This window comes from Kitasatospora sp. NPDC003701 (assembly GCF_053587085.1).
On sequence record NZ_JBSFNM010000027.1, the window covers coordinates 38,529 to 62,945 of the forward strand.

General features: G+C 71.3%; 11 protein-coding genes and 2 pseudogenes. 4 read left to right on the forward strand and 9 right to left on the reverse strand.

The features are described 5' to 3' along the window. Nucleotides 1-129: 129 nt before the first annotated feature. The 4 genes from ACWDRR_RS24370 to ACWDRR_RS24385 all read right to left on the reverse strand — a co-directional run bounded on the left by ACWDRR_RS24370 (nucleotide 130) and on the right by ACWDRR_RS24385 (nucleotide 3,698). The gene (locus ACWDRR_RS24370) at nucleotides 130-678 is read right to left on the reverse strand and encodes an Imm21 family immunity protein (RefSeq protein WP_449774318.1); all 549 of its coding nucleotides are present in this window, start codon (nucleotides 676-678) and stop codon (nucleotides 130-132) included. Continuing rightward, nucleotides 665-2,110 carry an MFS transporter gene (locus tag ACWDRR_RS24375; RefSeq protein ID WP_449774319.1) on the reverse strand — a complete coding sequence of 482 codons (1,446 nt, stop codon included), beginning with the start codon at nucleotides 2,108-2,110 and terminating at the stop codon, nucleotides 665-667. The genes ACWDRR_RS24370 and ACWDRR_RS24375 overlap by 14 nt, the downstream gene beginning before the upstream one ends. Further along, nucleotides 2,110-2,802 carry a helix-turn-helix domain-containing protein gene (locus ACWDRR_RS24380; RefSeq protein WP_449774320.1) on the reverse strand — a complete coding sequence of 231 codons (693 nt, stop codon included), beginning with the start codon at nucleotides 2,800-2,802 and terminating at the stop codon, nucleotides 2,110-2,112. The genes ACWDRR_RS24375 and ACWDRR_RS24380 overlap by 1 nt, the downstream gene beginning before the upstream one ends. A gap of 158 nt (nucleotides 2,803-2,960) precedes the next feature. Further along, nucleotides 2,961-3,698, reverse strand: coding sequence for a hypothetical protein (locus tag ACWDRR_RS24385; protein WP_449774321.1), 738 nt, complete (start codon nucleotides 3,696-3,698; stop codon nucleotides 2,961-2,963). 310 nt (nucleotides 3,699-4,008) lie between these two features. On the opposite strand from ACWDRR_RS24385, the gene polX reads away from it, so the two are divergent. After that, nucleotides 4,009-5,736 (forward strand): DNA polymerase/3'-5' exonuclease PolX, encoded by a 1,728-nt coding sequence (gene polX / locus ACWDRR_RS24390; RefSeq protein WP_449774322.1) that lies wholly within the window; start codon nucleotides 4,009-4,011, stop codon nucleotides 5,734-5,736. A 338-nt stretch (nucleotides 5,737-6,074) separates the two neighbouring features. Here the strand turns inward: polX and ACWDRR_RS24395 are convergent, their stop codons facing one another. Continuing rightward, nucleotides 6,075-9,953 (reverse strand): ricin-type beta-trefoil lectin domain protein, encoded by a 3,879-nt coding sequence (locus ACWDRR_RS24395; protein WP_449774323.1) that lies wholly within the window; start codon nucleotides 9,951-9,953, stop codon nucleotides 6,075-6,077. A gap of 535 nt (nucleotides 9,954-10,488) precedes the next feature. On the opposite strand from ACWDRR_RS24395, the gene ACWDRR_RS24400 reads away from it, so the two are divergent. Together ACWDRR_RS24400 and ACWDRR_RS24405 are read left to right on the forward strand one after the other, a co-directional pair. Next, entirely contained in the window at nucleotides 10,489-18,591 is an 8,103-nt protein-coding gene (locus tag ACWDRR_RS24400; protein WP_449774324.1) for a ricin-type beta-trefoil lectin domain protein, read from the forward strand. 78 nt (nucleotides 18,592-18,669) lie between these two features. Then, entirely contained in the window at nucleotides 18,670-19,002 is a 333-nt protein-coding gene (locus ACWDRR_RS24405; RefSeq protein ID WP_449774325.1) for a hypothetical protein, read from the forward strand. Nucleotides 19,003-19,177: 175 nt separating this feature from the next. Here the strand turns inward: ACWDRR_RS24405 and ACWDRR_RS24410 are convergent. Beyond that, nucleotides 19,178-19,730: pseudogene (locus tag ACWDRR_RS24410) on the reverse strand (tyrosine-type recombinase/integrase); the annotation flags it as partial. A gap of 78 nt (nucleotides 19,731-19,808) precedes the next feature. Beyond that, nucleotides 19,809-20,312 (reverse strand): annotated as a pseudogene (locus tag ACWDRR_RS24415) (replication initiator); the annotation flags it as partial. Between the two features lie 220 nt (nucleotides 20,313-20,532). Here ACWDRR_RS24415 and ACWDRR_RS24420 point away from each other — a divergent pair. Next, nucleotides 20,533-21,249, forward strand: a complete 717-nt coding sequence (locus tag ACWDRR_RS24420) for a (2Fe-2S)-binding protein (RefSeq protein ID WP_449774326.1) — start codon at nucleotides 20,533-20,535, stop codon at nucleotides 21,247-21,249. A 109-nt stretch (nucleotides 21,250-21,358) separates the two neighbouring features. Here the strand turns inward: ACWDRR_RS24420 and ACWDRR_RS24425 are convergent, their stop codons facing one another. Then, nucleotides 21,359-22,435, reverse strand: a complete 1,077-nt coding sequence (locus tag ACWDRR_RS24425) for a hypothetical protein (protein WP_449774327.1) — start codon at nucleotides 22,433-22,435, stop codon at nucleotides 21,359-21,361. Between the two features lie 173 nt (nucleotides 22,436-22,608). Continuing rightward, complete coding sequence (locus ACWDRR_RS24430; protein ID WP_449774328.1) at nucleotides 22,609-24,234, reverse strand: alpha-amylase family glycosyl hydrolase; 1,626 nt, start codon at nucleotides 24,232-24,234, stop codon at nucleotides 22,609-22,611. Nucleotides 24,235-24,417: the final 183 nt, after the last annotated feature.

The following is a 24,417-nucleotide window of genomic DNA, read 5'->3' on the forward strand; positions in this document are numbered from 1 at the left end:
CCGCAGCACAGTTGACGACCAGGCAGTTCGACGCCCGAACGGCGCACGGAGGGCGCCCTTCGAGCACGGAGGGCGCACGCCCGAGGCTCCGGCCCCGCCCGAACGACGCGGACCGCCGCCGCCCCCGCGTCACGACCGGGGGCGGCCCTCCGTCCCCGCCCGGGCGGGGAGGCGGCGCAGCCGGACCAGGGTGAGCCAGGTCTGCGCATCGGGCTCCACGTAGGCGGCCCGGACGCAGTAGCGCCCGGCCGCCAGGTCGATCCGCAGGTGCTCCTGCTGAGGGCACTCCTCACCCGTCCACGCCGCGTCGAACAGCACGACCGGCCCCGGCACCTGCCAGATCACCTCCGGACCCCAGGCCGCGGCGAGCAGCGCCGCATCGACGCTGCCGAGCAGGGCCTCCTCGGACTCCGCCGCCGACCAGCGCACGAACACACCCTGCTCCGGGAGCCAGGCCGTCGACGCCGGCTCGTCCGCCAGGACCAGCGCCTCACCCGACCCGAGCGGGAGGACTCCGGTCAAGCCCTCGACGGCGCAGGCCCGGTCGTAGTCGTCCACGGGCTCACCGCCGCCCGCCGACCCCGACCAGCCCGCGAGCGCCGCCTCGGGGACGACGACCAGCGGACCGCCCAGGGACTCCACCCACCCGACCGCCCCGGACGCCTCATCCACCACCATGCGCGGAGGCTACCGGCAGGGAGTGACGATCCGCCCCGGCGCTCGACTCCGTGGCGCCCGGCGGCGACTGCGCGGACACCGTCGGCCGTTCGGGCTCGCGGGGATCGGCCGCCGGACCGCGACCGCGCAGGCGGTCCATCTCCCGCCACTCCGGACGCAGGGCCGCCAGCGAGGTGGTGGCGAAGTACAGGCCACCACCCACCAGCAGCACGGGTATCAGTCCGGAGAGGGCCACCGCCGCCCCGGCGAGCAGGCCGCCGAGGGGGATGCCGGCCCAGGCCAGGGAGTCACCGAGGGCGCCGACGCGGCCCAGCAGGTGGCGCGGCACCCGCTCGAAGGTCACCGCCCCGAGGATCGGGTTCAGGAAGCCGGAGCCGAACCCGCCCACCGCGAAGACCGCGAGCACCACACCGATCGGCGCGTCCAGGGCGAGGACGAGGAACCTCGGCGCCCCGCAGAGCAGGAAGCCCGTGAAGAACACCACCCGGCGCGGGAGCCGGTGGGCAACGGCCGCGGCGATCAGGCTCCCCGCCACCGCCGCGATCCCCCAGGCGCTGCCGGTCAGCCCGATGGCGGCCGGGCCACCGCCGGACTCCCGGGCCCAGAGCGGCACCAGGACCGTCATGAAGCCCGCATCCAGCAGATTGGTCACCGCGATCATGACGATCACGGTGAGCAGCAGCGGCTCGCCGCGCAGGAAGGTGAAGCCCTCCCGGAACATCTGCCAGTAACCGGCCGGCTCCTCCCGATCCCCGCCCTTCGCGGACCGTCCGGACGGCTCGGCCGGCTCGGCCGGTACGGACTGCGGCGCGAGCGCGGCTCGGCCCATGCCCCGGGGCAGCGCGAACAGCACGACCAGCGCCCCCAGCCCGAAGGAGACCGCGTTCACCGTCAGGCCGGCCATCGGGCCGAGCAGTGCGATCAGCCCGCCGCCCACCGCCGGGCCGACCGTCGAGGCCAGCCGCTCGGTGACACCCGAGAGCCCGGTGGCCCGCTCCAGCGGCACCCGGGCGTGGTCGGCCGCCTCGGGGACCATCACCTCCTTGGCCAAGTCCCCCGGGCCGCGCACCGCGCCGACCGTCGCGACCAGCACCAGCAGCAACCAGAACGGCAGCAGCCCGACCCCGTGCAGCAGCGGCACCAGGCCCGCCGCGACGGCGCTCACCGCGTCCGCCGTCCAGGAGACGACGCGCGGGCCCAGCCGGTCGACGACCGGCCCGGTGAGCGCCTTGACCAGCACGTACGGCGCCATCTCGACGAAGGCGACCACGCCGGTCATGGTGGCGCTGCCGGTGGTGGCGAGGACGAACCAGGGCAGGGCGATGGCCGAGACCCGGGTACCGGTGAGCGAGACGGCCATCGCCGACAGCACGCCGACAAGCGGCCGGATGCTGCGCGGAGCGGTGGCCGCGACGGCGGTCGACGCGGTCATCACCGGACCCCCGGCCCCTCGGGCCCGTCCGCCGCCCCGTCCTGCGCAGCGTCGTCCTGGTCGGCGTCGTCCTGCGCAGCGTCGTCCTGGTCGGCGTCGTCGGCGGGCTCGGGAAGCACCTGAAGGACCACCGCCACCCGCTCGGCGCCCGCCGGGGCCTCCTCCGCGTCGATCTGCCGGTAGCGCCCGACGACGGCGGCCAACTCCTCCGTCAGGCTGCGCGCCTCCTCGGGCGTGAGCCGGAGCTCCAGGTCGCTGAGGTCGAGCGCATGGCGCCAGGCGCGCGGCATGGTCTCGTACCCGTTCAGCGCGCGCTGGGCGGTCAGCGTGTGCGCGGCGACGACGGACCGCAGGTACCCGAGGGCCGCCTCCGGCTCCTCGTCCGCCAGCGCCATGTCCGTCCACACGGTGAGCAGGTGGACCGCCCGCCACCACCGCTCGCGGGCGTTGCCGCGCTCGGTGTCCTCGGCGACGAACCCGGAGGCCGCCAACTGGCGCAGGTGGTAGCTGGTCGCGCCCGACGTCAGCCCCATCTGCTCGGCGAGCCGCGTCGCGGTGGAGGGCCCGCCCCTGCGCAGCAGCCCGATCAGCTGCACGCGGACGGGGTGGGCCAGGGCCCGCAGGCCCTTGGCGTCGAGCACGACGTCACGCTGCGGGTCGGGACTGTGCGGCCACCGCTCTTCTTCGGTCATGGCAGCAGAGTAGAACCGCAAAGACTTCTTCGCAAAGGGTTTTTGCGAAGAAGTCTTTGCGGTTCTCCCGGCCGGCCCCGCCGACCCACACACCCCTGCCCATGTCCCCGGGCGCCCCGGCCCCACCGGCCCCACCGGCCTCACCGGTCGCCCCGGCCTCACTCGCGGGCGACCGCCAGGACCAGGACCACGGTGAGACCGCCGCCCGGGGTCGGTTCCACCGCCAGGCGCCCGCCGGCCGCGCGGACCAGGCCGTCCACCGCCGGGCCGGCCGCACCGCCGGAGCGCAGCCCGGCCAGCAGCCACTGGCGCGCCTCCGGCAGCGCGCTCTGCCCGCGGTCCACCACCCTGAGCTCCACCCGGGCCCGGCCCCCGCCCGGACTGCCGCCCGGACCGCCCGCGCCCGCCGACCCCCGCGGGGCGCTCGCCACGTCCGCGCGCACCAGCACCCTGGCGCCCCACGGGCTGCGCCGGATCGCATGATCGATCAGTCCGGCCAGTGCCGACTCCAGCCGCCGGGCGTCCGCGACCACCACCGGCAGGCCGGCCGGTATTCGGACCGCCACCTGCCCCGCGCGGCCGCCGCCCCGCAGCACCCGCTGGACCACGTCGGCCACCTGGACGTGCGGCGCCCGCGGACCGCAGCCCTCCGCCCGGTCCGTCCAGTGCACCCGCTCCAGCTCCGGGCGGGTCAGTTCGCGAGGCCCGGCCATCACACCGGACGGCGGCCGCCCGGGGCCGCCGGCGGGGCCGAACCCCGCCTCCTCCCCCGCACCGGTCACGCCCCCGCCGAGGCCACCGCCCCGACCACCCCCACCCGTGCCACCGAGCGCGCCGAACCCGCCGAGCGCCCGGGCGCCCGACGCGACATAGCCCCAGAGCTTCCCGCGTGCCATCGCCCTGCCCCTCGTACTTCACCGATCACCGTCGCCAGCCGCGCGGCGGACCGGACCGGGCCGCGTTCCGGGCCCCTTCGCCAAGCCTGCGCCCCCGGCCGCACGGGTGACAATCCGGCTCCGGGGCACGAACCGGGCACAGTACCCCGCCGACCGGCCGGAACCGAACCCGCCGACCGGCGGGGTCCCCCGCCACCGGCGCCGGCGCCCGATCGAACCGGCCCCACCGCCTCCACCGGCGCCCGGGCACACCCGCCCGGCCCGCCCGGCCCGCCCGGCCCGCTCGGCCCGGCGAACCTAGACTGGCCCCATGACCCGGCTCAACGACCAGGTCCAGGAGCTGCTCCAGGAGTACGCCGACCTGATCTCGATCACCGGAGGGGACGCCTTCCGGGCCCGCGCCTACGAGAAGGCCGCCCGCGCGGTGGGCGGCCACCCGGAGGACATCGCCGGGCTGGACGCCAAGGGCCTCCAGCAGATCCCCGGCGTCGGGAAGTCCACCGCCGACAAGATCGCCCAGTACCTCGCCACCGGCCGGATGGAGGCCCTGGAGACGCTGCGCGCGGCCATCCCGGCCGGGGTCCGCGAGATGACGGCCATCCCCGGCGTCGGCCCCAAACGCGCCCTCGCCCTCTACCGCGACCTCGACATCGCCTCCGTCGACCAGCTCGCGGAGGCGATCCGCGCGGACCGGCTGAGCACCGTGGCCGGCTTCGGCGAGCGCAGCGGCGAGCAGATCCTGCGCGGCATCGAACTGATGCGGCAGTCCGGCGGCCGGACCCTGCTGGACGCCGCCACCGAGCAGGCCGAGCAGATCGTCGCGGCGATCGCGGCCGTGCCGGGCTGCACCCGCTGCGCCTACGCGGGTTCGCTGCGCCGGATGCGCGAGACCGTCGGCGACATCGACGTGCTCGCCACCGCCGAGGACTCCGCGCCACTGATGGCCGCGCTCGCCGGGCTCCCCGCCGCGGCCGAGGTGATCGTGCGCGGGACCACCAAGACCTCGGTGCGCACCGCCAAGGGCCTCCAGGTGGACCTTCGGGTGGTGCCGGAGGAGGACTGGGGAGCGGCGCTGGTGTACTTCACCGGCTCCAAGGCGCACAACATCCGGCTCCGCACGATCGCCGTCCGGGCCGGGCTCAAGCTCTCCGAGTACGGCCTGTTCGACGCCGAGAGCGGCGAGAAGATCGTCTCGGCCACCGAGGAGGAGGTCTACGCGGCGCTCGGTCTGCCCTGGATCGCGCCACCGCTGCGCGAGGACCGGGGCGAGATCGAGGCGGCCCTGCGCGGCGAACTCCCGGAGCTGGTCACCGAGGCGGACCTGCGCGGCGACCTGCACTCCCACACCGACCTCACCGACGGGCTGGCCAGCCTGGAGGAGATGATCGACACGGCGGCCGCCCGCGGCTACGCGTACTACGCCGTCACCGACCACGCGCCCGACCTGGTGATGCAGCGCATGACGGACGAGAAGATGCTCGCCCAGCGCGAGCGACTGCGCGAACTGGCCGGCCGCCACCGGCGGATGCGCCTGCTGCACGGCACCGAGCTGAACATCGGACCGGACGGCGGGGTGGACTGGCCCGCCGAGTTCCTGACCGGTTTCGACGTCTGCGTCGCCTCCGTCCACTCGCACTTCGGAGCCGACCGCGCCACCCAGACCCGCCGGCTGATCCGCGCCTGCGAGAACCCGCACGTGCACGTCATCGGCCATCTCACCACCCGGCGGATCGGCCGGCGCGGTCCGATCGACGTCGATCTCGACGCCGTCTTCCGGGCCGCCGCCCGGACCGGGACCGCGATCGAGATCAACAGCTCGCCGCAGCGGCTCGACCTGCGCGACGAGGACGTGCTGCGGGCCAAGCGGTACGGGGTCCGCTTCTCGATCGACAGCGACGCCCACTCAACCCTGCAACTGGCCTACCCGAAGTACGGGGCCGGCACCGCCCAGCGGGCCTGGCTGACCACCGAGGACGTGATCAACACCTGGCCGTGGCAGCGCCTGAAGCGGTTCCTTCGCAAGGACGCCCTGCGGTAGCACCCGGCTGCCGCACCACCTCCTACCAGGCTCCTCCCTCCGCCGACATGGAAGAATTGCCCCGATTCATCACGAAAAGCCCTGGTGCGGAGCGCGCGAGAAGAGCACTATGGAAGTGGACCTGCGAGGTAGCTGAGGGAGTTCGACCGCAGGAGGCAGTGGCGACAGATCGAGACGGATCAGGGTCTGCCGCTGGTACCTCGGTCGACGATCGAACTGTGAGGCCGGAGGACGTGACGTCCGGAGGCCACCCCCTCCTCGCAGGTCCCGTGCGCCCCACAACGGCAGGCCCGCGACGCAGTGCGCGTCGCGGGCCTGCGGCCGTACGGAGAAGGTGGTCAAGCGGTATTGGGGTGGATCATCCACCGCTGGTTGGCGTTGGCAGTGGCGGTACCGCTGCTGTCGCGACTGCACTGCCAGATGCCCAGAACGGTGCCATTGGCGTCGTTCCAGCCGGGCAACTCCAGGCAGGCGTTCGACGCGGGGTTGTACAGCGTGCCGTCGCCGCGGTACGTCCAGACCTGCCCGCGAGTGCCCCGGCAGTCCGCGATAGCCACCGGCGCACCCCAGTCGGTCCGGTCGTCCCGGACGGTGACGCACCGACCACCAGTGCGCAGGGTGCTGTCGGCGGCGAAGGTGAACTTCTGGTTCGTGCCGTTCCAGCAGTCGTAGAAGCCCAGGGCGCCTCCGTCGGGTGCGCCGTAGCTGTCGATGCAGCGGGTCGGGTTGTGGGCAGAGTTGATGTTGTAGCTGACAGGCCGCGCACCCGAGATCTCCTGCGCCGCGCCGAACTGCGGCAGCCCGCCCTCGGGAGCACTGCCCAGGTACTGGATCACCCGACCGTCGGAGACGGTGACGTTCAGGTCGGGGTACCCGTCGGCGTTGATGTCACCGGGCGAGTCCACGTTGGTGAAGACGTCCGAGGCAAACCCGAGCGGCAGCACGGTTCCGGCGGTCGGGACCGTCCAATGCTCGCTCGCGCCGTCGTGGCACTCCCAGATGCCCAGGTGATTGCCGGCGGTGGCATCGGCCCGGGGGACGTCGAGGCACTTGCCCGATTGCGGGTTCTTCAGCATCGACGAGTTGGGAACGGGCACCCATTTCTGGGCAGGGCCGTTGTTGCAGTCCCACAGGCTGACGGGTGAGCCGTCCTCGATACTGCCTCCGGTGACGTCGAGGCACTTGCCGAGGACGTGCAGCGAGCCGTCGGCGCCGAGGGTGAACTGCTGGTTGCCGCGGCCGCCCTCGGCGCACTCCCACAGTTGGGCGACCGTGCCGTTGGCCGTCCTGCCGTGGTCGATGTCGGCACACATGCTCTTGCCGTTGGCGTCCTTGAGCGCGGACACCAGGGACTGGCGGGCAGGCGTCGCCAGGCGCGGGAAGTTCGGCTTGAGCGCCCCGGTGGTGTCGATCGGCAGCGGCAGGCTGGTGACGGCGCCGGTCACGCTGTCGCGCACCCACAGCGCCGGCTCGCCGTTGACGTCGCCGGGGTACAGGAGGGTGAAGCCGCTCCAGTCGTCGGCGGCACCGAGCTTGACACCGGCCTCGAAGCGGCAGTCGCCGGTCGCGCTGGGCGCGTAGTAGAGCAGTTGGCCCTTCTCGATGGTGACCAGGTAGGGCTGCCCCGCGCCACTGATCGTCTTGACGGCGGTCATCTGGGTGATGTTCTGCCAGGTGCCGTCGATGCCACGGTTGCACTGACCGGCGGTCGTGCCGATCTGGACGGGGAGCTGGGTGAAGTGGCCCGTCACGCCCTGCGGCACCATCTCCGCGTCGTTGACGAAGTAGAAGAGCTGCTTCTCGGCCTTGTCGTAGACGATCAGGTCGTCGACGCTGTTGCCGGTGAACGAACCGCGGTGCGCCAACAGGAAGTTGTTCCAGCTGTCGCGGCGGGGGCTCCGGTCCTTCGTGGAGGCGGTTCCGGGCTGGGCCGTGAAGTCGCTGTTCCCGGCGAGCAGGCTCAGCGAGCCGTCGGACGCCGGTACGAGGTAGTCGGGGATGTCGTCCCCGGTCACATCTCCGGCGACGGCCTTGGTGGCCGGATTCCACGGAGCGTAGAACTCGTACATCGCCCACTCCGGCTGGGAGTTGCCCGCCAAGTCAACGGCGCGGACGTACAGGCGGTGCGCGCCCCAGTTGTCACGGTTGAGCGAGATCGGGATGTCGGCGTAGGCACTGCCGTCGGCCGCGACACCGTCCGTCGCCTTGCTGCCGTAGCCGTTCGGCGAGCTCGTGTCGTCGAGCGCGTACTGGAACCCCTGGACGCCGCTGGCCATGCAGCTGCCGCGGGTGCAACCGCCCGGCACCGGGTCGGTGCTGGTCACTCGGATGGTCAGTTCGGGATCACCGGCGTGGCCGGTGGGCTTGATGCCGCTGCCCAGCGGCGGGAACACCGAGGAGGGGGCGATGTTCGCGAGCGTCGGCGCGCTGAGGTCGACGTTGAAGTAGCAGAATCCGGTCGGAGGACTCTCCAGGATGCCGTCGCTGGACCGGACGTCCCAGACGTACTGGTGCCCGTCCTGCAGCACGAAGCCCAGGTTGGCCTCGCCCCAGCCACCACCCGGGGGGATGGGCTGGCTGGCGCGCCAGACGCCGTTGCCGGGCGCCCCGTTCTCACCTGCGGTCATGTTGTCCCAGACGTGGAAGTTGACCGCGATGTTGGTACCGGGCATAGGGGTCCTGGCCCAGGCCTTCAGCCAGACGTCGGACGTGCCGTCCGGCAGCGGCACCGTCCGGCCGAACCAGCCGGTCCGGTCGTCGCCGCACTCCGAGTCGGGGTTCTTCGTCCGGGGGCTGATGTCGATGTCGCTGGGGGTGTACGGCGCGATGTCGTACGTGGCCAGGATGTACGGGTTGGGGAAGATCCGCATGAAGTGGTGGACGTCGGTCGACGTGCTCTCGTCGCCGATCAGGCCGACCGTCCACCGCTGGATGCCCTGCTGGGCCACCTCGCGCAGCTCGTTGGTCACGGGGAAGACGACCTGCTGCGCTCCGCACCCGTCGTAGGCGCTCTTGGGCCACTTGGCATCACCGAGGTGCCGGTAGATCTCCGGCTGCCGGTTCCAGGTGGTCGCGCCGTCGATGCCGCCGGTCCACTTCAGCCAGACCGGGGCGGTGGCGTTGCAGTCGTGCGCCGCCGCATAGGACTCGGTGAAGTACACGTTGGCCTCCGCGATGTACATCTCGCGCGTCACGCCACTCGTGTCGAACTCGAAGTACGAGCGTTCCATGCCGTAACAGTTGGGCCGCTCGTAGTGCTGGTAACCGACGCCTTGGCCCTTGCTCTGGGGCTTGTCGTAGGTCGACACGTTGGCGCACTCCGACGCCGACATGACCTGGGCGAAGTGGTTCGTTCCCATGGCCGGCGTCGGCTGGAACGTCGGGTCGATGTACAGCGGCCAGACGGTGCCCTTGCCCGCGAGCAGGTCGGCGTCGGGAGTCAGTGTCAGTGCCGAGGAATCGACGCTCACACCGATCGGCTTCACGTGCGCGCCTGCCCCGGGAGCGTCGACCGACGACGAGCTGCCCGCGTCGACCGACGGCGTGCCGTCGGCCGGAGCGCCCGCCGCGAAGGCTGCAACGGCCTTGCCCGCCGCCCTGACGGGGGCGGGGGCGGGGGCGTCCGAGGCCGAGTCCCACATGATCGGAGCGGACGCGCGGAAGACGGGTGCGCCACCCGCTGGGGCGGCGGAGATGTTCCCGTGCCCGTCGTCGGAGACGACGAGGTTCTTCGTGGCGGTGCCGAACCGCAACGACTTCAGTGCCGGGTTGGCGGCGGCCGTGGCGTTCCTGACGACCAGCACCTCGCGGACCGAGCCCTGGTCACCTACCTCGACACGGAGGTCGACGCCCGGCAGGACCTCGGCGTAGACGGCGGTGTCGCCGTCCACGGTGGGCGCGGGAAGGTTCACCGGGAACGTCAGCGCGAGGCTGCGACCCTGCCGATCGGTGAGGGTCGCCAGTGGTCCGGTGCCGCCGCCGGACACGGTGACACCGGACGGCGTGGCCTTCGGCGCGAACGTCCCGTCCGCACCGCGGACGAGCGCGGCGTCGACATCGGCCCACGCGCCGTCCTTCTTCACCCTGGCCGGCAGCAGGTGGCTCGTGCGGGCGAGCTTGCCGGTCGGCAACGCGACAGTGAGGGAGGTTTCGGTCGTCAGTTCCTCGACAGGGACCGACTTCCCGATGGCCTTCGCCTTCTTCAGCGCGGTCTCCACGGCGCTGACGGAGGGCGTCGGCCGGGCACTGTCCCGGCCCGGGGCCGGCGGAGCGACGGGAGCCGGGACGGCCGCGACCGCGACTCCGGAAGTTGCCAGGACGAGTCCCACGGCACACAGGGGCGCCAGGCGTCTCGCCAGTCGACTCCGCAGCCATCTCGGTGGACGGGATATTCGCATGGTGTGTCAGTTCACCTTCACAGCGCGGCTCTCTCCACCCCAGAGGCGACTGGCGTGACCCATGTCACGCACATCAGTGGGCAGGGAGGGCCTTTGTCCAATTTGATGCCATTTTCCGATTGGCCATCCGTTGATGTTCCATCAATTCGGCCATCAGTAAGCAATCGAACGGTATTGCGTCCGGACACGGACTGGCAATACGGTTCCGGCGATCACCGTGGGACTCCCCTGCCTTCGCAATCAACGCAGGTCACATCCCCATCTCATTTCCATTAACACGGAGCAACGCATGCAATCCGGCTGGGGACGATCCACCGACTGTTCACGAAGAGGGGGTGTCCGCTGGCGAAATGCGTTGACGATCACCGCACTCACCGCCGCGCTGTCCCTCGTTGTTCCACTGGCCGGCGATGGAATCGCCTGGACGGCACGCGCCGCCGATCAGGAAACGGAATCTCCGCTTCCCGAACTCCCCACCGTCGGAGGCCGTGATGCCGAAAAGAAGCGGAATCCCGAACCGCTCCCGCACCCCGCGGGCTCCCGCGACCTGCAGTCCTTCAAAGCTGCCCCCGTCCAGTGGCCCGAGCAGGCCACGGTCACGGTCGATCTGAAGAACCGGCCCGACATCGTGCGCGGCAAGGACGGGAAGGACGCGGCCGTCCGCGTCGGCTCCACCCCGGTCCTGCTCGGCACGGACACCACCGCGCCGAACTCAACCGCCAAGACGCAGAGCGCTCCCGGCGGCGACCCGCAGGAGCCGGCTGCCGGTGGACCGGGCTCCGTCGAGGTCAAGGTCGCCGACCGGACGCTGGCCAAGCAGGCGAACGTCGACGGTCTGCTCGTCGGGCTCAGGCGAACCGACGGTGGGGAGGAGACCGCCGGTCTTGACGTCTCCCTCGACTACAGCTCGATCGCCGACGCCTACGGTGGCGGCTACGCCTCCCGGCTGCGACTGGTGACCATGCCGGCTTGCGCGCTGACGACGCCGCAGCTCACCGAGTGCCGGACCCGCACGCCGATCGACGGCACCCTGGACCCCGCCACCAAGCGGATCACCGGCAAGGTCGTCCTCCCGGGCGACACCACGGCTCCCGCTCTGGCTCCCCCTGCCCACAGCTCCCTCGCGAAGGGTTCCCCGGCCGAGGCGCCCACCGCCACGGCCTTCAGCCTCGCGGCACCGGCCGGCGGCGGAATGGCGCTCGCGGCGGTCCCCGATGTCGGCGGCTCCCAGGGCTCCTTCGCCGCAACCGACCTCTCGTCCTCCGGCTCGTGGACGCAGAGCGCCTCGGGTGCCTTCACCTACTCCTACCCGATCTCCGTGCCACCGTCGATCGGCGGGGAGGTCCCCGGGGTCGAGCTCGCGTACAACTCCCAGTCCGTCGACGGCTCGACCTCGGCCCGCAACTCGCAGGCGTCGTGGATCGGTGACGGCTGGTCGTACAGCCCGGGATTCGTCGAGCGCTCCTACAAGTCGTGCCAGAACAGCGGCATCGACGGGTCCGGGGACCAGTGCTGGACAGGCTGGAGCGCCACACTGTCGCTCGGCTCCCACTCCGGTGAGCTGGTCCGCGACGACAACGGCGTCTACCACCTGCTGAGCGACGACGGCACCCGCATCGAGCGCCTCACCGGCGCCTCCAACGGCCTGTGGCAGGGCGAGTACTTCAAGGTCACCACAACCGACGGCACCGCCTACTACTTCGGCCTCAACCACGCCCCCGGCACCACCACCGACGGCGCCACCAACAGCGCCTGGGGCGCTCCCGTCTTCCACCCCAACAGCGGGGACCCCTGCTACACGGCCGCCAAGGGCAAGAACTCGCAGTGCGACCAGCAGCCCGGCTGGCGGTTCAACCTCGACTTCGTGGTCGACCCCAACGGCAACCTTCAGCGCTACGACTGGGCCACCGAGACCAACCGCTACGCCGTGGGCGCCGGCCAGGCCGCCAAGACGGGCGGCTCCGGAACGCTGACCCCGTACACCCGCGGCGGCTACCTCAGCCGGATCTCCTACGGCTACCAGCTCGCCGACGCCGTCGCCGGCCGTGAGCCCTCCGCCCGGGTCACCTTCGACATCGCCGAGCGGTGCGTGGTCTCCGACACCACCTGCCGACCGGAGAACCTGTCCGCCACCACCGCCAAGGACTGGCCGGACGTCCCGTACGACCTCGCCTGTCCCGAAGGCTGGGTGACCAGCGGCACCGGCGCCAACGTCTGCTGGATCGGTGCGCCGACGTTCTGGTCCACCAAGCGCCTGCGGAGCGTCGGCACCGAGCTGCGCACCCAGGGCGGCTGGCAGAACGTCGACCGCTACGACCTGAAGCACATCTTCTCCAAGGCCGGTGCGATCATCGACCCGGTGACCGGCAAGCCAGGCGACCCGAACTACGGCGACGGCTCGCTGCAGTCGGTCATGTGGCTGTCCGAGATCCGGCACACCGCCCTCGACACCTCCGCCGGCGGTTCGGGCCCGATCACGCTCGACCCGGTGACCTTCGCGGGCACCGAGCTCAACAACCGCGTCGACGGCCTCGACCCGCCCGCGCCGCCCCTCTACCGGCCGCGCATCATCGGCATCAACACCGAGTCGGGTACCCAGATCGCCGTCACCTACCGCGACCCGGAGTGCTCGCGGACCAAGGGAGTCATGCCGGCCTCGGCCGACACCAACACCCTGGCCTGCTACCCGGTCTACTGGACCCCGCCCCGCGGAGCCGTCCCGATCGCGGACTGGTTCCACAAGACCCTGGTCGCCAAGGTCACCGCCACGGACAACACCACGGCCGCCTCGCCGGCCCGGGAGACCTCCTACACCTACAGCGGTGGCGCGGCCTGGCACCGTGACGACTCCGACCTGACGGACGACAAGTACCGCACCTGGAACGAGTTCCGCGGCTACCGCACCGTCACCACCACCACCGGCGCCACTCATGGCCCGGACCCGCTCGGCCAGACGTCCGTGTCCTACTTCCAGGGCATGGACCAGGACTACAGGGCCGACGGCACGCTCCGCAGCGTCAAGCTGAGGAACTCCCTCGGCGAGGAGGCCGTCGACTCCGCCTGGCTCTCCGGAACCCCGCAGGAGGTCATCACCTACCGGGAGGCCGGCGGCCCCGCCATCGCCAAGCAGTTCACCGGCATGGCCGTGGCCGACAAGGCGATCGCCACCCGGAAGCGGTCGGCCTGGAGCTCGGATCCGAAGAAGCCGCTCTCCAAGCTGCCGGACCTGGAGGCGCGCCGCGCCAAGTCGTCCGAGGGGCGTTCCAGCACCCTGCTGTCCGACGGAACCTGGCGGACCGGACGCACCGGAACCACCTTCGACGAGCTCGGCCGGGCCGCCACGGTCGAGGCGCAGCCCGACGTGACCAGTCCGGACAACCGCAGCTGCACCACGACCGTGTACGCGGCGGCGCCGGCAGGCAATCCGATGATGCTCGCCTACCCCAGCGCCGTGAAGACCGTGGCCGGACCGTGCGGCACCCCCGCCTCCGCCACCACGGTCGTCAGCGACCGCCAGGTCGTCTACGACGGCAGCGACGACCCGAAGAACCCCGGAACTCCCGGCGTCCTGGGACAGAACGGCCGAACGTTCGGGTACGCCACGGCCACCCAGAACGTCACGGAGTACGACGCCCAGGGCAAGGCCGTCTACCAGACCCTCGCCGCCCAGGCGTACGACGGCTACGGGCGCGTCGTCCGCAGCGTCGACGCGACCAACGGCGTCAACTCCAGCTCCTACAGCCCCGCCACCGGTGTACTGCCGTCGGAGGTGTCGACGGTCAACGCGCTCAACTGGAAGGCCAGGAGTGTCGTCTCCCCGGCCCGCGGTCTGGTGACCCAGGCGGTCGACGCCAACGACCGCGTCACGGACTCGACCTACGACGCGCTGGGCCGCCGCACCGCTGTCTGGCTGCCCGGGAACTCCCGGTCGAAGGGCAGGCCCGCGGACCGGACGTTCGAGTACGACACGCATGGTGTGAGCAGCGAGCCGAACTCCCGGGCCGCGGCACCGACCGTCACCACCAGGGTGCTGCACGAAACGGGGAACTGGGAGACCTCCGTCACCATCTACGACGGCTTCCTCCAGCCCCGTCAGACGCAGAGCATGCCGGCCAACGGCGCCGCCGGCCGGGTCCTCACCCACACCCGGTACAACAGCCTCGGCCAGGTCACCAAGTCCACGGCCGCCTGGTACGACAAGGACCACGGAGGCCCGAGCACCGCCCTCTTCGAGGAGTGGGACGACGAGGCGCCTTCCCAGACCCGGTTCCTGTACGACGGCGCCGGCCGACGGACCGACAACGTGCTCTACTCCCGGGCCAAGGAGCTCTGGCGGACCAGCACGGCCTACCCGGGTGCCGACCGAACGGTCAGCACCCCTCCGAGCGGGGGCACGCCGAGCAGCGTCTACACCGATGCGCTCGGCCGGACCACCGCCTCTGTGCTCCACGGCGGCAATGGCACCGGTGACGTCACCACCCGGTACACCTACGACCAGCGCGGCCAGCTCGCCACCATCCAGGACGACGCCCGCAACACCTGGTCGTACGGCTACGACATCCAGGGCCGGCGCGTCTCCCAAGCCGACCCCGACACCGGCACCTCCACCACCACGTACGACGAGTTCGGACGCGTGGCGAGGACGACCGACGGTCGCGGCACGCAACTGTCGTTCACCTATGACCAGCTCGGCCGTGTCATCGGCCGCTACGAGGGCGACAGGACCAACGACCCGAGCAAGCTGCTCGCCTCCTTCACCTACGACACGCCCGCCAGGGGCTATCCCACCTCCGCCACCCGCTACGTCGGTGGCGCGAACGGGGACGCGTACGTGCAGAAGGTGAACGGCTACACCGAGCGGTACCAGCCCACCGGCACCACGACCACCGTCCCTGCCAGCGAGGGCAAGCTCGCCGGCGACTACAGCCAGACCCTGTGGTACCAGGACAACCTCGGCCTTCCGTCCGGCGTCACGTACGGCACGGAGGGCAACCTGCCCGCCGAGGGTTACGGCTACTCGCGCAACGACCTCGGGTACGTGGTCGGCTCCGGCGGTCGGGCCAGAACCCTCCAGCTGGTCAACTACGACCCGCTGGGCCGGATCCTGCGCTCCCAGTTCGGCGAGGAGAACCACCTTCTGCGCTCCGGCGCGCAGTACGACGACGTCACCGGTCGGCTCACCAAGAGCGACGTGATGTTCCAGGAGGCCGACGCCAACCCGGTCTCGTCCACCTCCTACGGGTACGACCAGGTGGGCAACCTCACCTACACCTCGGAACTGCAGTCCTCGAGCGGCGTCGACCAGGCGTTCGACACCCAGTGCTTCCGCTACGACGGTCTGAACCGCCTCGCGGAGGCCTGGACCGACACGTGGGGCGTTACGACACCGACCGCTGGCGTGGTCTCCCAGTGCAATAACACCAACCCGGGTCCGGCCACCATCGGCGGTCCGGCCCCGTACTGGCAGACCTACCAGTACAACCAGCTCGGCGACCGGACCCAGCAGGTCAAGCACGACGTCACCGGCGACACCGCTCGCGACATCACGCAGACCAGCAGCTACCCCGGCGAGGGCCGCGTCCCGGCCGCCAAGCCGAACACCGTCACCAACGTCACCTCCCGCACCGGCAAGGCCACCGTCCGGCTGACCTCGGGCCAGGCCGCAGACAACGGCACGGCGCTCTGCATGGACGTCTGGGGGGCCCGGACGGCCGACGGCACCTCCGTGGGCACCTGGACCTGCCACGACGGCGGATCCGAGAAGTGGACCCGCCCGGGCGACGGCACCCTGCGTGCCCTCGGCAAGTGCGCCCGACCGGTCGGCGGGAACGGCTACGCGGGCGCCAAGGTCGAGCTGGTCACCTGCGACGGCAGCAACAGCCAGCAGTGGACGGACGGTGCCGACGGCGCCCTCGTCCACTCCTCCACGTTCTGCCTGGAGATCCCCGGGGCGATCCGGACACCGGGCGCCCAGCTCGGCCTCTGGACCTGCAACGGCCTCCCGCACCAGAAGTGGCCCGCCAGCGTCAACGCGCCCAGCGGCCCCACCTACACCGCGAGCCTGACACCCCAGTACGACGCCCAGGGCAACACCACCTCACGAAGCACCACCGCCACCACCACCCTGCCGTCGGCAGTCGCCACCAGCGGTACCCCGGTCTGCCTGGACGCCACCGGCGCCAACAACACCAACGGCACGCCGGTGGAGACCTGGACCTGCAGCGACGGCAGCGCCCAGCAGTGGACGCTCGGCACGGACGGCACCCTACGCGTCCTCGGTGCCTGCGCCCGCCCGGTCGACGGCAAGGCCACCGAGAGCGCCGAGCTGGAGCTGTGGACCTGCGACGACAGTGACAGCCAACGCTGGCACACCGCCGCCGACGGCTCTCTCGTCCACCAGTCCGGGATGTGCATAGACATCCCGTGGAGCAGTGCCGCTCCGGGCACCCGCGTCACCCTGTTCACCTGCAACCAGGCCGCCGCGAACCAGAAGTGGGGGGACCACAGCAGCAAGCCGACCAACGGCGCCGCCCAGGGGTTCACCTACGACGTCGAGGGCCGCACCAAGACCGTCACCACCCCCGACGGCACCCGCACCAAGACCTCCAGCTACCTCTACGACGCCTCCGGCAAGCTGCTGGTCCAGCGCGGAGCCGAAGGCACCATCCTCTACCTGTTCGGCGGCGCCGAGCAGATCATCCTGTCCGCCGACGGAACAACCGTCAGCGGCAACCGCTACTACCCCCAGCCGGACGGGACGACGGTCGTCCGTTCCAGCGCCGGAGCGCTCACCTACCAGTTCCACAACCCGCAGAACACGTCCACCCTCCAGGTGGACGCGGCGACCAAGGCCATCACCCGACGCTCCTTCGACCCGTACGGCGCACCTCGCGGACCTGTCCCGGCCACCTGGTCGGACAACCGCAGCTACGTCGGCCAGCCGCTGGACGGCGCCACCGGTCTGAACCTCCTGGGCGCCCGGAACTACGACGCCACGCTCGGCCGCTTCCTCACCGCCGACCCGGTGCTGATGGCCGGCGACCCCAACCAGATGGGGGGCTACACCTACGCCAGCAACAACCCGGTCAACCTTGCTGATGCCGACGGCCTCTGGCCGAAGTGGATCAGCTCCACGGCCAAGGCCGTCGGGAAGACCGCTGCTGGCTTCGCCGACGCAGCCATCGGCTTCATCACCGTGAACAGCTTCTACGCGGCCGGAAACAACATCCTCTCCGGTGTCAACGAGGCGGTCGGTCAGCAAACCGGCGTCCCGGTCTTCGCGGGGATCACCCCGATGCAGACAACCGAGAACCCGGTCGCCGACCTCTTCGGCATCCCGCACGACGACCCGTACTACGTCGCCGGACAGGTCATCGAGACCGTCGTTGAGGTCGCCAGCGACGGCGTCGGCCTCATCAAGGGCGCGAAGGCCGCGACTAAGGCGATCAAGAATGCCGGCGGTATCAAGAAGGCACTGACCGGCCTCTTCAAGGGCGCGTCCAAGGCCGAGCCGACTGGCCCCACCGCTCCCAAGACCGCCCAACCGACCACCCCCAAGACCACCCCCTCCGACCCGAAGCCCCCGGCCACTCCGAAGGCCGAACCGACACCGCCCGAGGAACCCCTCGGAACCCCTTGCAGCTTCACACCCGACACGCCCGTCCTGATGGCCGACGGCTCGACCAAGCCGATCGCCACCATCAAGCCAGGCGACCAGGTAGAAGCCGCCAACCAGTGGACCGGCAAGAACCAGGACGGCCGCGCGGTCACCGCGAAGTGGTCGCACGACGACGACAACCTCGTCGACGTCACCGTCAAGGCCGGCGGCATCACCAGCACCATCAAGACCACGTCCAACCACCCCTTCTGGGATGACACGACCCACGACTGGGTCATGGCCGGCGACCTCACCGTCGGACACACACTCACCACCCCCGACGGCGCGTCCGTCACCATCACCGCCGTACGCGCGATCCACGGCCAGGCCCGCATGTACAGCCTGACCGTCGCCGAACTCCACACGTACTATGTGCTGGCGGGCACCACGCCGGTCCTTGTGCACAATTGCGGCGAGGTGGCAGTTGACACAAATCCTGTAACGGATGCTCTATCCGGAGCGAAGACCGCTGAAGTGGATGCCGCTTTGGCGGGGCGTGCGCCAGTGCTTTCGCCGACTGCGCATCGTGAACTCCTCGAAGGAGGGCACTCGGCAGAGGAAATTAGTAACTGGCTGTCGGCGCGGGGAGGGCGAATGGGTCCGGACTCAACTAGTGATGGTGTTGCTGCGCTGCAAGCTCGGGTCAAGGCCTTGTGGAAGGGCGCGTCAAAACCAGTGCTTCGTGGCGACGATGCTTCGGTCTTGCATTCGGCAATTCAGGATGGACTGTCGATTATCACGAATGACAAGAAGTTCTATAAGAGAATCAATGATCTCGGATATTCGAGTGAGCGATATTAGTTGACCATGCCGGGGCGGTTCGCTCGGCAAACCTGCGAACCGCCCCAGTGGGCGAAAGTGCTGGCATAAGGCGGCTTGATGCGTGAGGATGAACTTAATGAGATCGACGAGGTGTGCGCCGCGGCCACTCCGGCTCCTTGGTTCGTCAGGGCATTGGATGATGACTATGCCATGAACCTTGTGGCGGTGAGCACCGTCCCGGATACTGGCCAGGCGGAGAGGTGGCCTAACTTTGATCACCGAGACATAATTGCTGCAACGCTGATTCAGCATCCGCGCTATGTTGACTCTGGCGATGAGCGCTGGGATGAGAATGCAGCCTTCATTGCAATGGCACGAGAGGCCGTGCCGCGCCTTGTAGATGAAATTAGGCGCCTTCGAACCCTGCTTGCAGAGAAGGGGAATTGTTAAAATGCACCTTCTGGGCTGGATGATCTGTCGCTGACAAGGGCGTCCTGTTTCGTGTGATATTGATGCGTGCAGGAAGCTAGTCGAGGGCGTGCGTACCAAAGCAGCCCCGCCGGTATCTTCCGGCGGGGCTGCTTTGGCTGTCAGGGTGGTTTGACGGCAGCAGTTGACGGCAACGTCAGCGGCCAGGGGTTGCACGAAGCGGCGGGTCGTCGCCGTTGCCGGGGTCTGTAATGACCCCGGAGGGCTTGCTGAGAGTGCGGCTGAGGAGGTCAATGGCGTCGCGCTGGAGACGGAGGCGGACGTGCGCGTACACGGCGGCGGTGACGCCGATGTGGGCGTGGCGAGGAGTTCTTTGATGACGACGAGTTCGACGCCTTGCTCCAGGAGGAGGGTCGCGGTCGAGTGCCTCAGGTCGTGGAACCGGATCGCCCGGAGGTGGGCGCAGCGGAGGAGCGCGTTGAAGTGGAGTGCGAGGGTGGCGGGTTCGATGAGGCGCCCGTCGGGTCGGGTGAATACGTACCTGCTGTCCATCCAGTTCGCGCCCGCGCTCTGCCTCTCCAGGGCCTGCTGGGCGCGATGGGCGCGCAGCGAGGCGACACAGGCTGCCGGGAGAGCAATACGGCGCTCGGAGCTGATGGTCTTGGTTGGCAGGGTGGTCAGGCAGCTTTGTTGGTGCGCTGGAGGGTGCGGAGGATGGTGGCGGTGCTGGCGTCGAAGTCGAGGTCCTCCCCGACCGCGTCCGAGATGACGCTGGCCGAGACACGAGCGGTGGTGACCCGGATGGCACCGGCGAGCATGGTGACCATGGCGAAGGGCGACGGGGGCTGGGTACTACCCTCCGAGCCATCCAGTCGGATGACGACGTGGAATTGGACCAGGCCGCGTTTCTGGTACGCAGCGACCTTGGCGAAGGAGACGCACCACACTGCGCGGGCGGCCTTCTGGGTCAGGCCGAGCCGGGCGGCGATCTCACGCCGCAGGCAGCTGGTGGAGCGCGCCCACAGCAGCATGGAGGCGCGGGCGTTGAACAGCACGGCGCCCGCGTAGTCGTAGGTCTTGGGCTCCAGATGGGTGCCGAGCAGCACGTCCGTGGGTTCGTGGAGCCTGCCGCAGCGCAGATAGAGACCACCTCGACGACACCGGCGGCCGGGAGAATCGAGAGTACGACGGCAACCAGCCAACCGGTCCAAGCGACCTCGGGCACCCGCAGTACGACCAGGCCAACCCCGCCTGCAGGCACCGCACGGTTGATGCCGCCCGCCGAAGCCACTGCACGCATCCCCGGCATCGAAGCCCCGCGCACCGACCAAGACGACTACCGCACCGGCCGGTTCCGGGGCGCCTTCGGTCGCCCCTCCCGAAGTGCCGGGGCGCGGTAGCGTTCATCGCCACCACTCACCGGCAACGTCACCGGCCGGCACCCTGCCGGCCCGCCCCGGAGGACCGAGCGATGACCGACGACCGCCCGCCCGCAGGCAGCGCCTCCGCCGCCTCGACGCCGGGCCGGCCGCTCCCCCGGGCAGCCGACCGATGACCGCGCCCGACTACCGCCGACTCGCCGCCGTCGGACCGTACTTCGCCCTGGATGCCGCCGCCTCGCCCGCCGAGGCCCCGCCGACCGGGTTCCGGCCGCTGCGCGAGCTGTACGCGCAGGGGCCTGACGCGCCGCTCGCCGAGCGGGTGCGCGTGGTGGCCCGCCGGCTCGGCACCGCCGAACTCCGGGTGGCGGCCTCGATCCTGCACCTCGGACTGGCCGCCCGGTTCTGCTCGGTGGGCCTCGGCGCCGCCGTCCTGCTGGGCACGGTGCCCGCGCTGGACCCCGACCGCGCCCACGTACACGTGCCCGAGCAGGGGCCGATCGACCTGTGGACGCCGTACGAACCGGCGCAGCCGCACCGGGCGGACGACGAGCAGCTCGCCGACCGGCTGCACCGCGTGCTCCTCCAGGGCCAGTTGACGCTGCTCGCGGCCGCCGTCCGAGCGGCCGTACCGCTTTCCGGCAAGCTGCTCGACGGCAATGCCGCCTCCGCGTTGGCGGGGGCGCTGCGCATGCTGGACGCCCATGCGGCCCCCGGTCGGGCCCGCGCCCTCGTCGCGGAACTGCTGCGCCGGCCGCCGCTGGCCGGCACCGGAACGCTGCGCACCTCCGGCTTCCGGCGGAACAGTTGCTGCCTCTACTACCGGGTCGGCCCCGGCGCGGGCGTCTGCGGCGACTGCTGCTTCACCAGCCCGCCCCGCCGTACCTGATCCCGGCGCCGCGGCCCGTGCCCGGCCTGTCCGGGGCCGGGCACGGGCCGCCGATCCCCACCCGGCGCCGATGCCCGTGGCGACGGGTGAAGCCTTCCGACGGGCGCGGTCAGACAGCGACCGCCTCCTCCATCTCCTCCTCCGCCTCGGCCGCCGCCTCGACCGCCGCGTCGGCCGTCCGGTGGGCGAGGGCCCGGGCGCGCTTCTCGTACCGGGCCGCGCCGGCCATCACCGCGCCGCCCAGCAGCAGCCAGAGCGCCAGCGTCAGCACGTGCCCGCCGAGCCCGGCGCCACCGTCGAAGTAGAGGATGCTGCGGGCGCCCTCCATGAATCCGGCGCCGGTCCAGAACGCGTGCAGGCCACCGAAGAAGCCGTTCTGCAGCTCGGGTCGGTAGATGCCGCCGGAGGTGGTGAAGTTCAGCATCACGAACAGCACCATCATCGTCAGCGTGGTCCACCGCTTCAGGAAGCTGTGCAGACCGATGCCGATCGCGATGACACCCGCCGAGTACAGCCAGCCGAGCGCCCAGACGGCCGCCAGGTCGTGGTCCACCACGTGGAAGACCGGTCCGGCGGTGACGATGCCGATCACGCTCACCGCCAGCGAGACGGCGAGGCCGACCAGGGCCCGGATCCGCATGCCGAGCGCGGCGCCGGCCGCACCGATCACCGCGACGCTCGCGTAGGAGCCGATGCTGAGCGCGACCAGCAGGAAGAACAGGCCCTGACCGGTCGGATCGCCCTTGCTGGGCGTGGTCAGGTCGGTGACGGCCAGCGGCACGCCCTGCTTGTCGGTGACGTTCTGGAACACCGCCTCCGCCGCCATCGCGGAGGTGTCGGACCCACCCTTGGCGACGATGAGTTCGGGGCTCCGGGCGTCCGGCAGGAACGCGCCGACCAGCTCGCGGTCCCGGAGTTGCTGCTCGGCGGCCTCCCGGGTGGGCAGGGTGCTGACGTCGAGCGCCGGGCCGGCCTTGGCCCGGACGGCGTCCGCGAGGCCCTGCGCCTGCGCGGAGGTGCCGACGACGGCGACCTTCAGGTGGTGCGGCTCGGGCTGGTGGAACGCGCCCTGGTAGGCGAGCGCCATGCCCAGGCACATCAGCAGCGGGGTGAGCAGGTGGACGGCGAGGTGCTTGAGCGAGTGCCCCAGGGTGGGCGCTGCCGCGGTGGTCTGGGGTGAGCGCATGGCGTTCGTTTCATCCTCCGGTGCCGCATCCAGAACAGATGGTAAATGCAACCATCTGGATGCAGTGTACAACCATTACCGGGGCGCGCGAAAGCCCCGGCCCCGGCACGGCCCCGGCCCCGGCACGAACCCCGGCCCCGGCACGGACCCGGCCCCGGAAGCCCCGCCCCGGCTCAGCCCAGCTCGAACACTCCGTACGAGAACCCGTCCGCCCGCAGCTCGCCGTCGACCACCCGCACTCCCTGCACGTCCAGCGGCCGCACCCGGGCCGGGCCGACCGCCCCGGAAGCCCCGGAGCCCCCGCCCGGCAGCGCCGACCCGAGCGGCACCGCGCCCGGCTCCCGCCGCGGATTGACCACGACCAGGTACCGCCCCGCCCGGGTGTACACCAGCGGGTACCCGGCGCTGCGGACCTCGACCGTGCCGCCCGACCCCAGGCCCGGGTGGGCCCGTCGAAGCGCGATCAGGCGCCGGACGGTGTGCAGCAGCGACGTCGGGTCGGCCCGCTGCGTGGCGACGTCCGGGCGGTGCGGATCGGAGTCGACCGGCAGGTAGAGCCGCTCGGCGGGCGCGGCGGAGAAGCCCGCGTTCGCCCCGGGCTCCCACTGCATCGGCGTGCGCGAGCCCGCCCGGTTGTACTGCGGACCGAGCACGCTGCCCTCCACGTCGGGCAGCCCGGGCAGGTACCGCATGCCGATCTCGTCGCCGTAGTAGACCGCCGGCAGGGTGGGCCAGGTGAGCTGGAAGGCGAAGGCCGGGGCGAGCTGTTCGGCGGTGCGCGGGCCGGTGGCGAGCCGGGAGAAGTCGTGGTTCGCGGTGGGCAGCGCGATGTACCCGGCTCCGTCGGTGAGTTCGGCGGCGTCGCGCCAGGCGTCGAGGAAGGTCCGCGGGGTGCCGCGGCCCTCGGCCTCGAAGTAGCAGGGGTCCTGCTTCCAGTGCTCCTCGACCGTGCCGGCGCCGTTGTTCCAGAGCGAGCGCAGCGGCAGGCCGTGGTCGGCGCCGCCGAACTGCAGGAAGAAGTCGGCGTGGAACCCGGCCGCGACCGCGGTGGCCGGGTCGCCCCACTCCGCGAGCAGCGCGGCCTGCGGGTGGGCGCGGTCGAGCCAGTCGCGCAGCTCGGTCCAGAGCTTGGCGGTCTCGACGAACCCGGGGTCGTCCTTGACCAGCGAGGAGGCCATGTCGACGCGGAAGCCCGCCAGGCCGAGGCCCAGCCAGTGCGCCATGATCCCGCGCAGCGCGGCGCGGTTGGCGCGCGGGCCGTCGGCGTCCACCGGCTGGCGCCAGGGCTGGTCGGAACGGCTCTGCGCGTAGCCGAAGTTGAGCGCGGGCTGGCAGTCGAAGAAGTTCGGCCGGTACCAGCCGGGGCGGCTGCCGGGCGAGGCCACGAAGCCGTCGACCGGCCGGTCCGACCAGATGTAGCGGTGGTCGCCCGGATCCTCGGCGGCGGCCAGGAACCAGGGGTGCCGGTCGGAGGTGTGGCCGGCGACCAGGTCGAGCAGGATCCGGATCCCCCGGCCCCGCGCCGCCTCGACCAGCGCGGCCAGGTCCTCGGTGGTGCCGTACCGGGGGGCGGGCGCGAGGTAGTCGCTGACGTCGTAGCCGGCGTCGCGGAACGGCGAGGCGAAGCAGGGGTTCAGCCAGACCGTGTCGACGCCCAGCCAGGCCAGGTGGTCGAGGCGCTCGGCGATGCCTGCGAAGTCGCCGATGCCGTCGCCGTCGGAGTCGGCGAAGGTCTGCGGATAGATCTGGTAGAGGACGGCGTCGGCCAGCCAGTCGGGGCCGGGGCGGGTCGAGGTCATGGGGTGGATCCTCCTGCCGGGTGCCGGGGGCCTGGCCCCCCGATTCTCGTCCAATCCCGGCCGTCCCGACAGTCCCCCTCCGGCACTCCCCCTCCCCGGGACCCGATCCCGGGCCGCCCCGGCCCCGCGGCCGCCCCCGCCCCCGCCGGCCCCGCAGGCCCCGCGGCCGCTCCGGCCCCGACC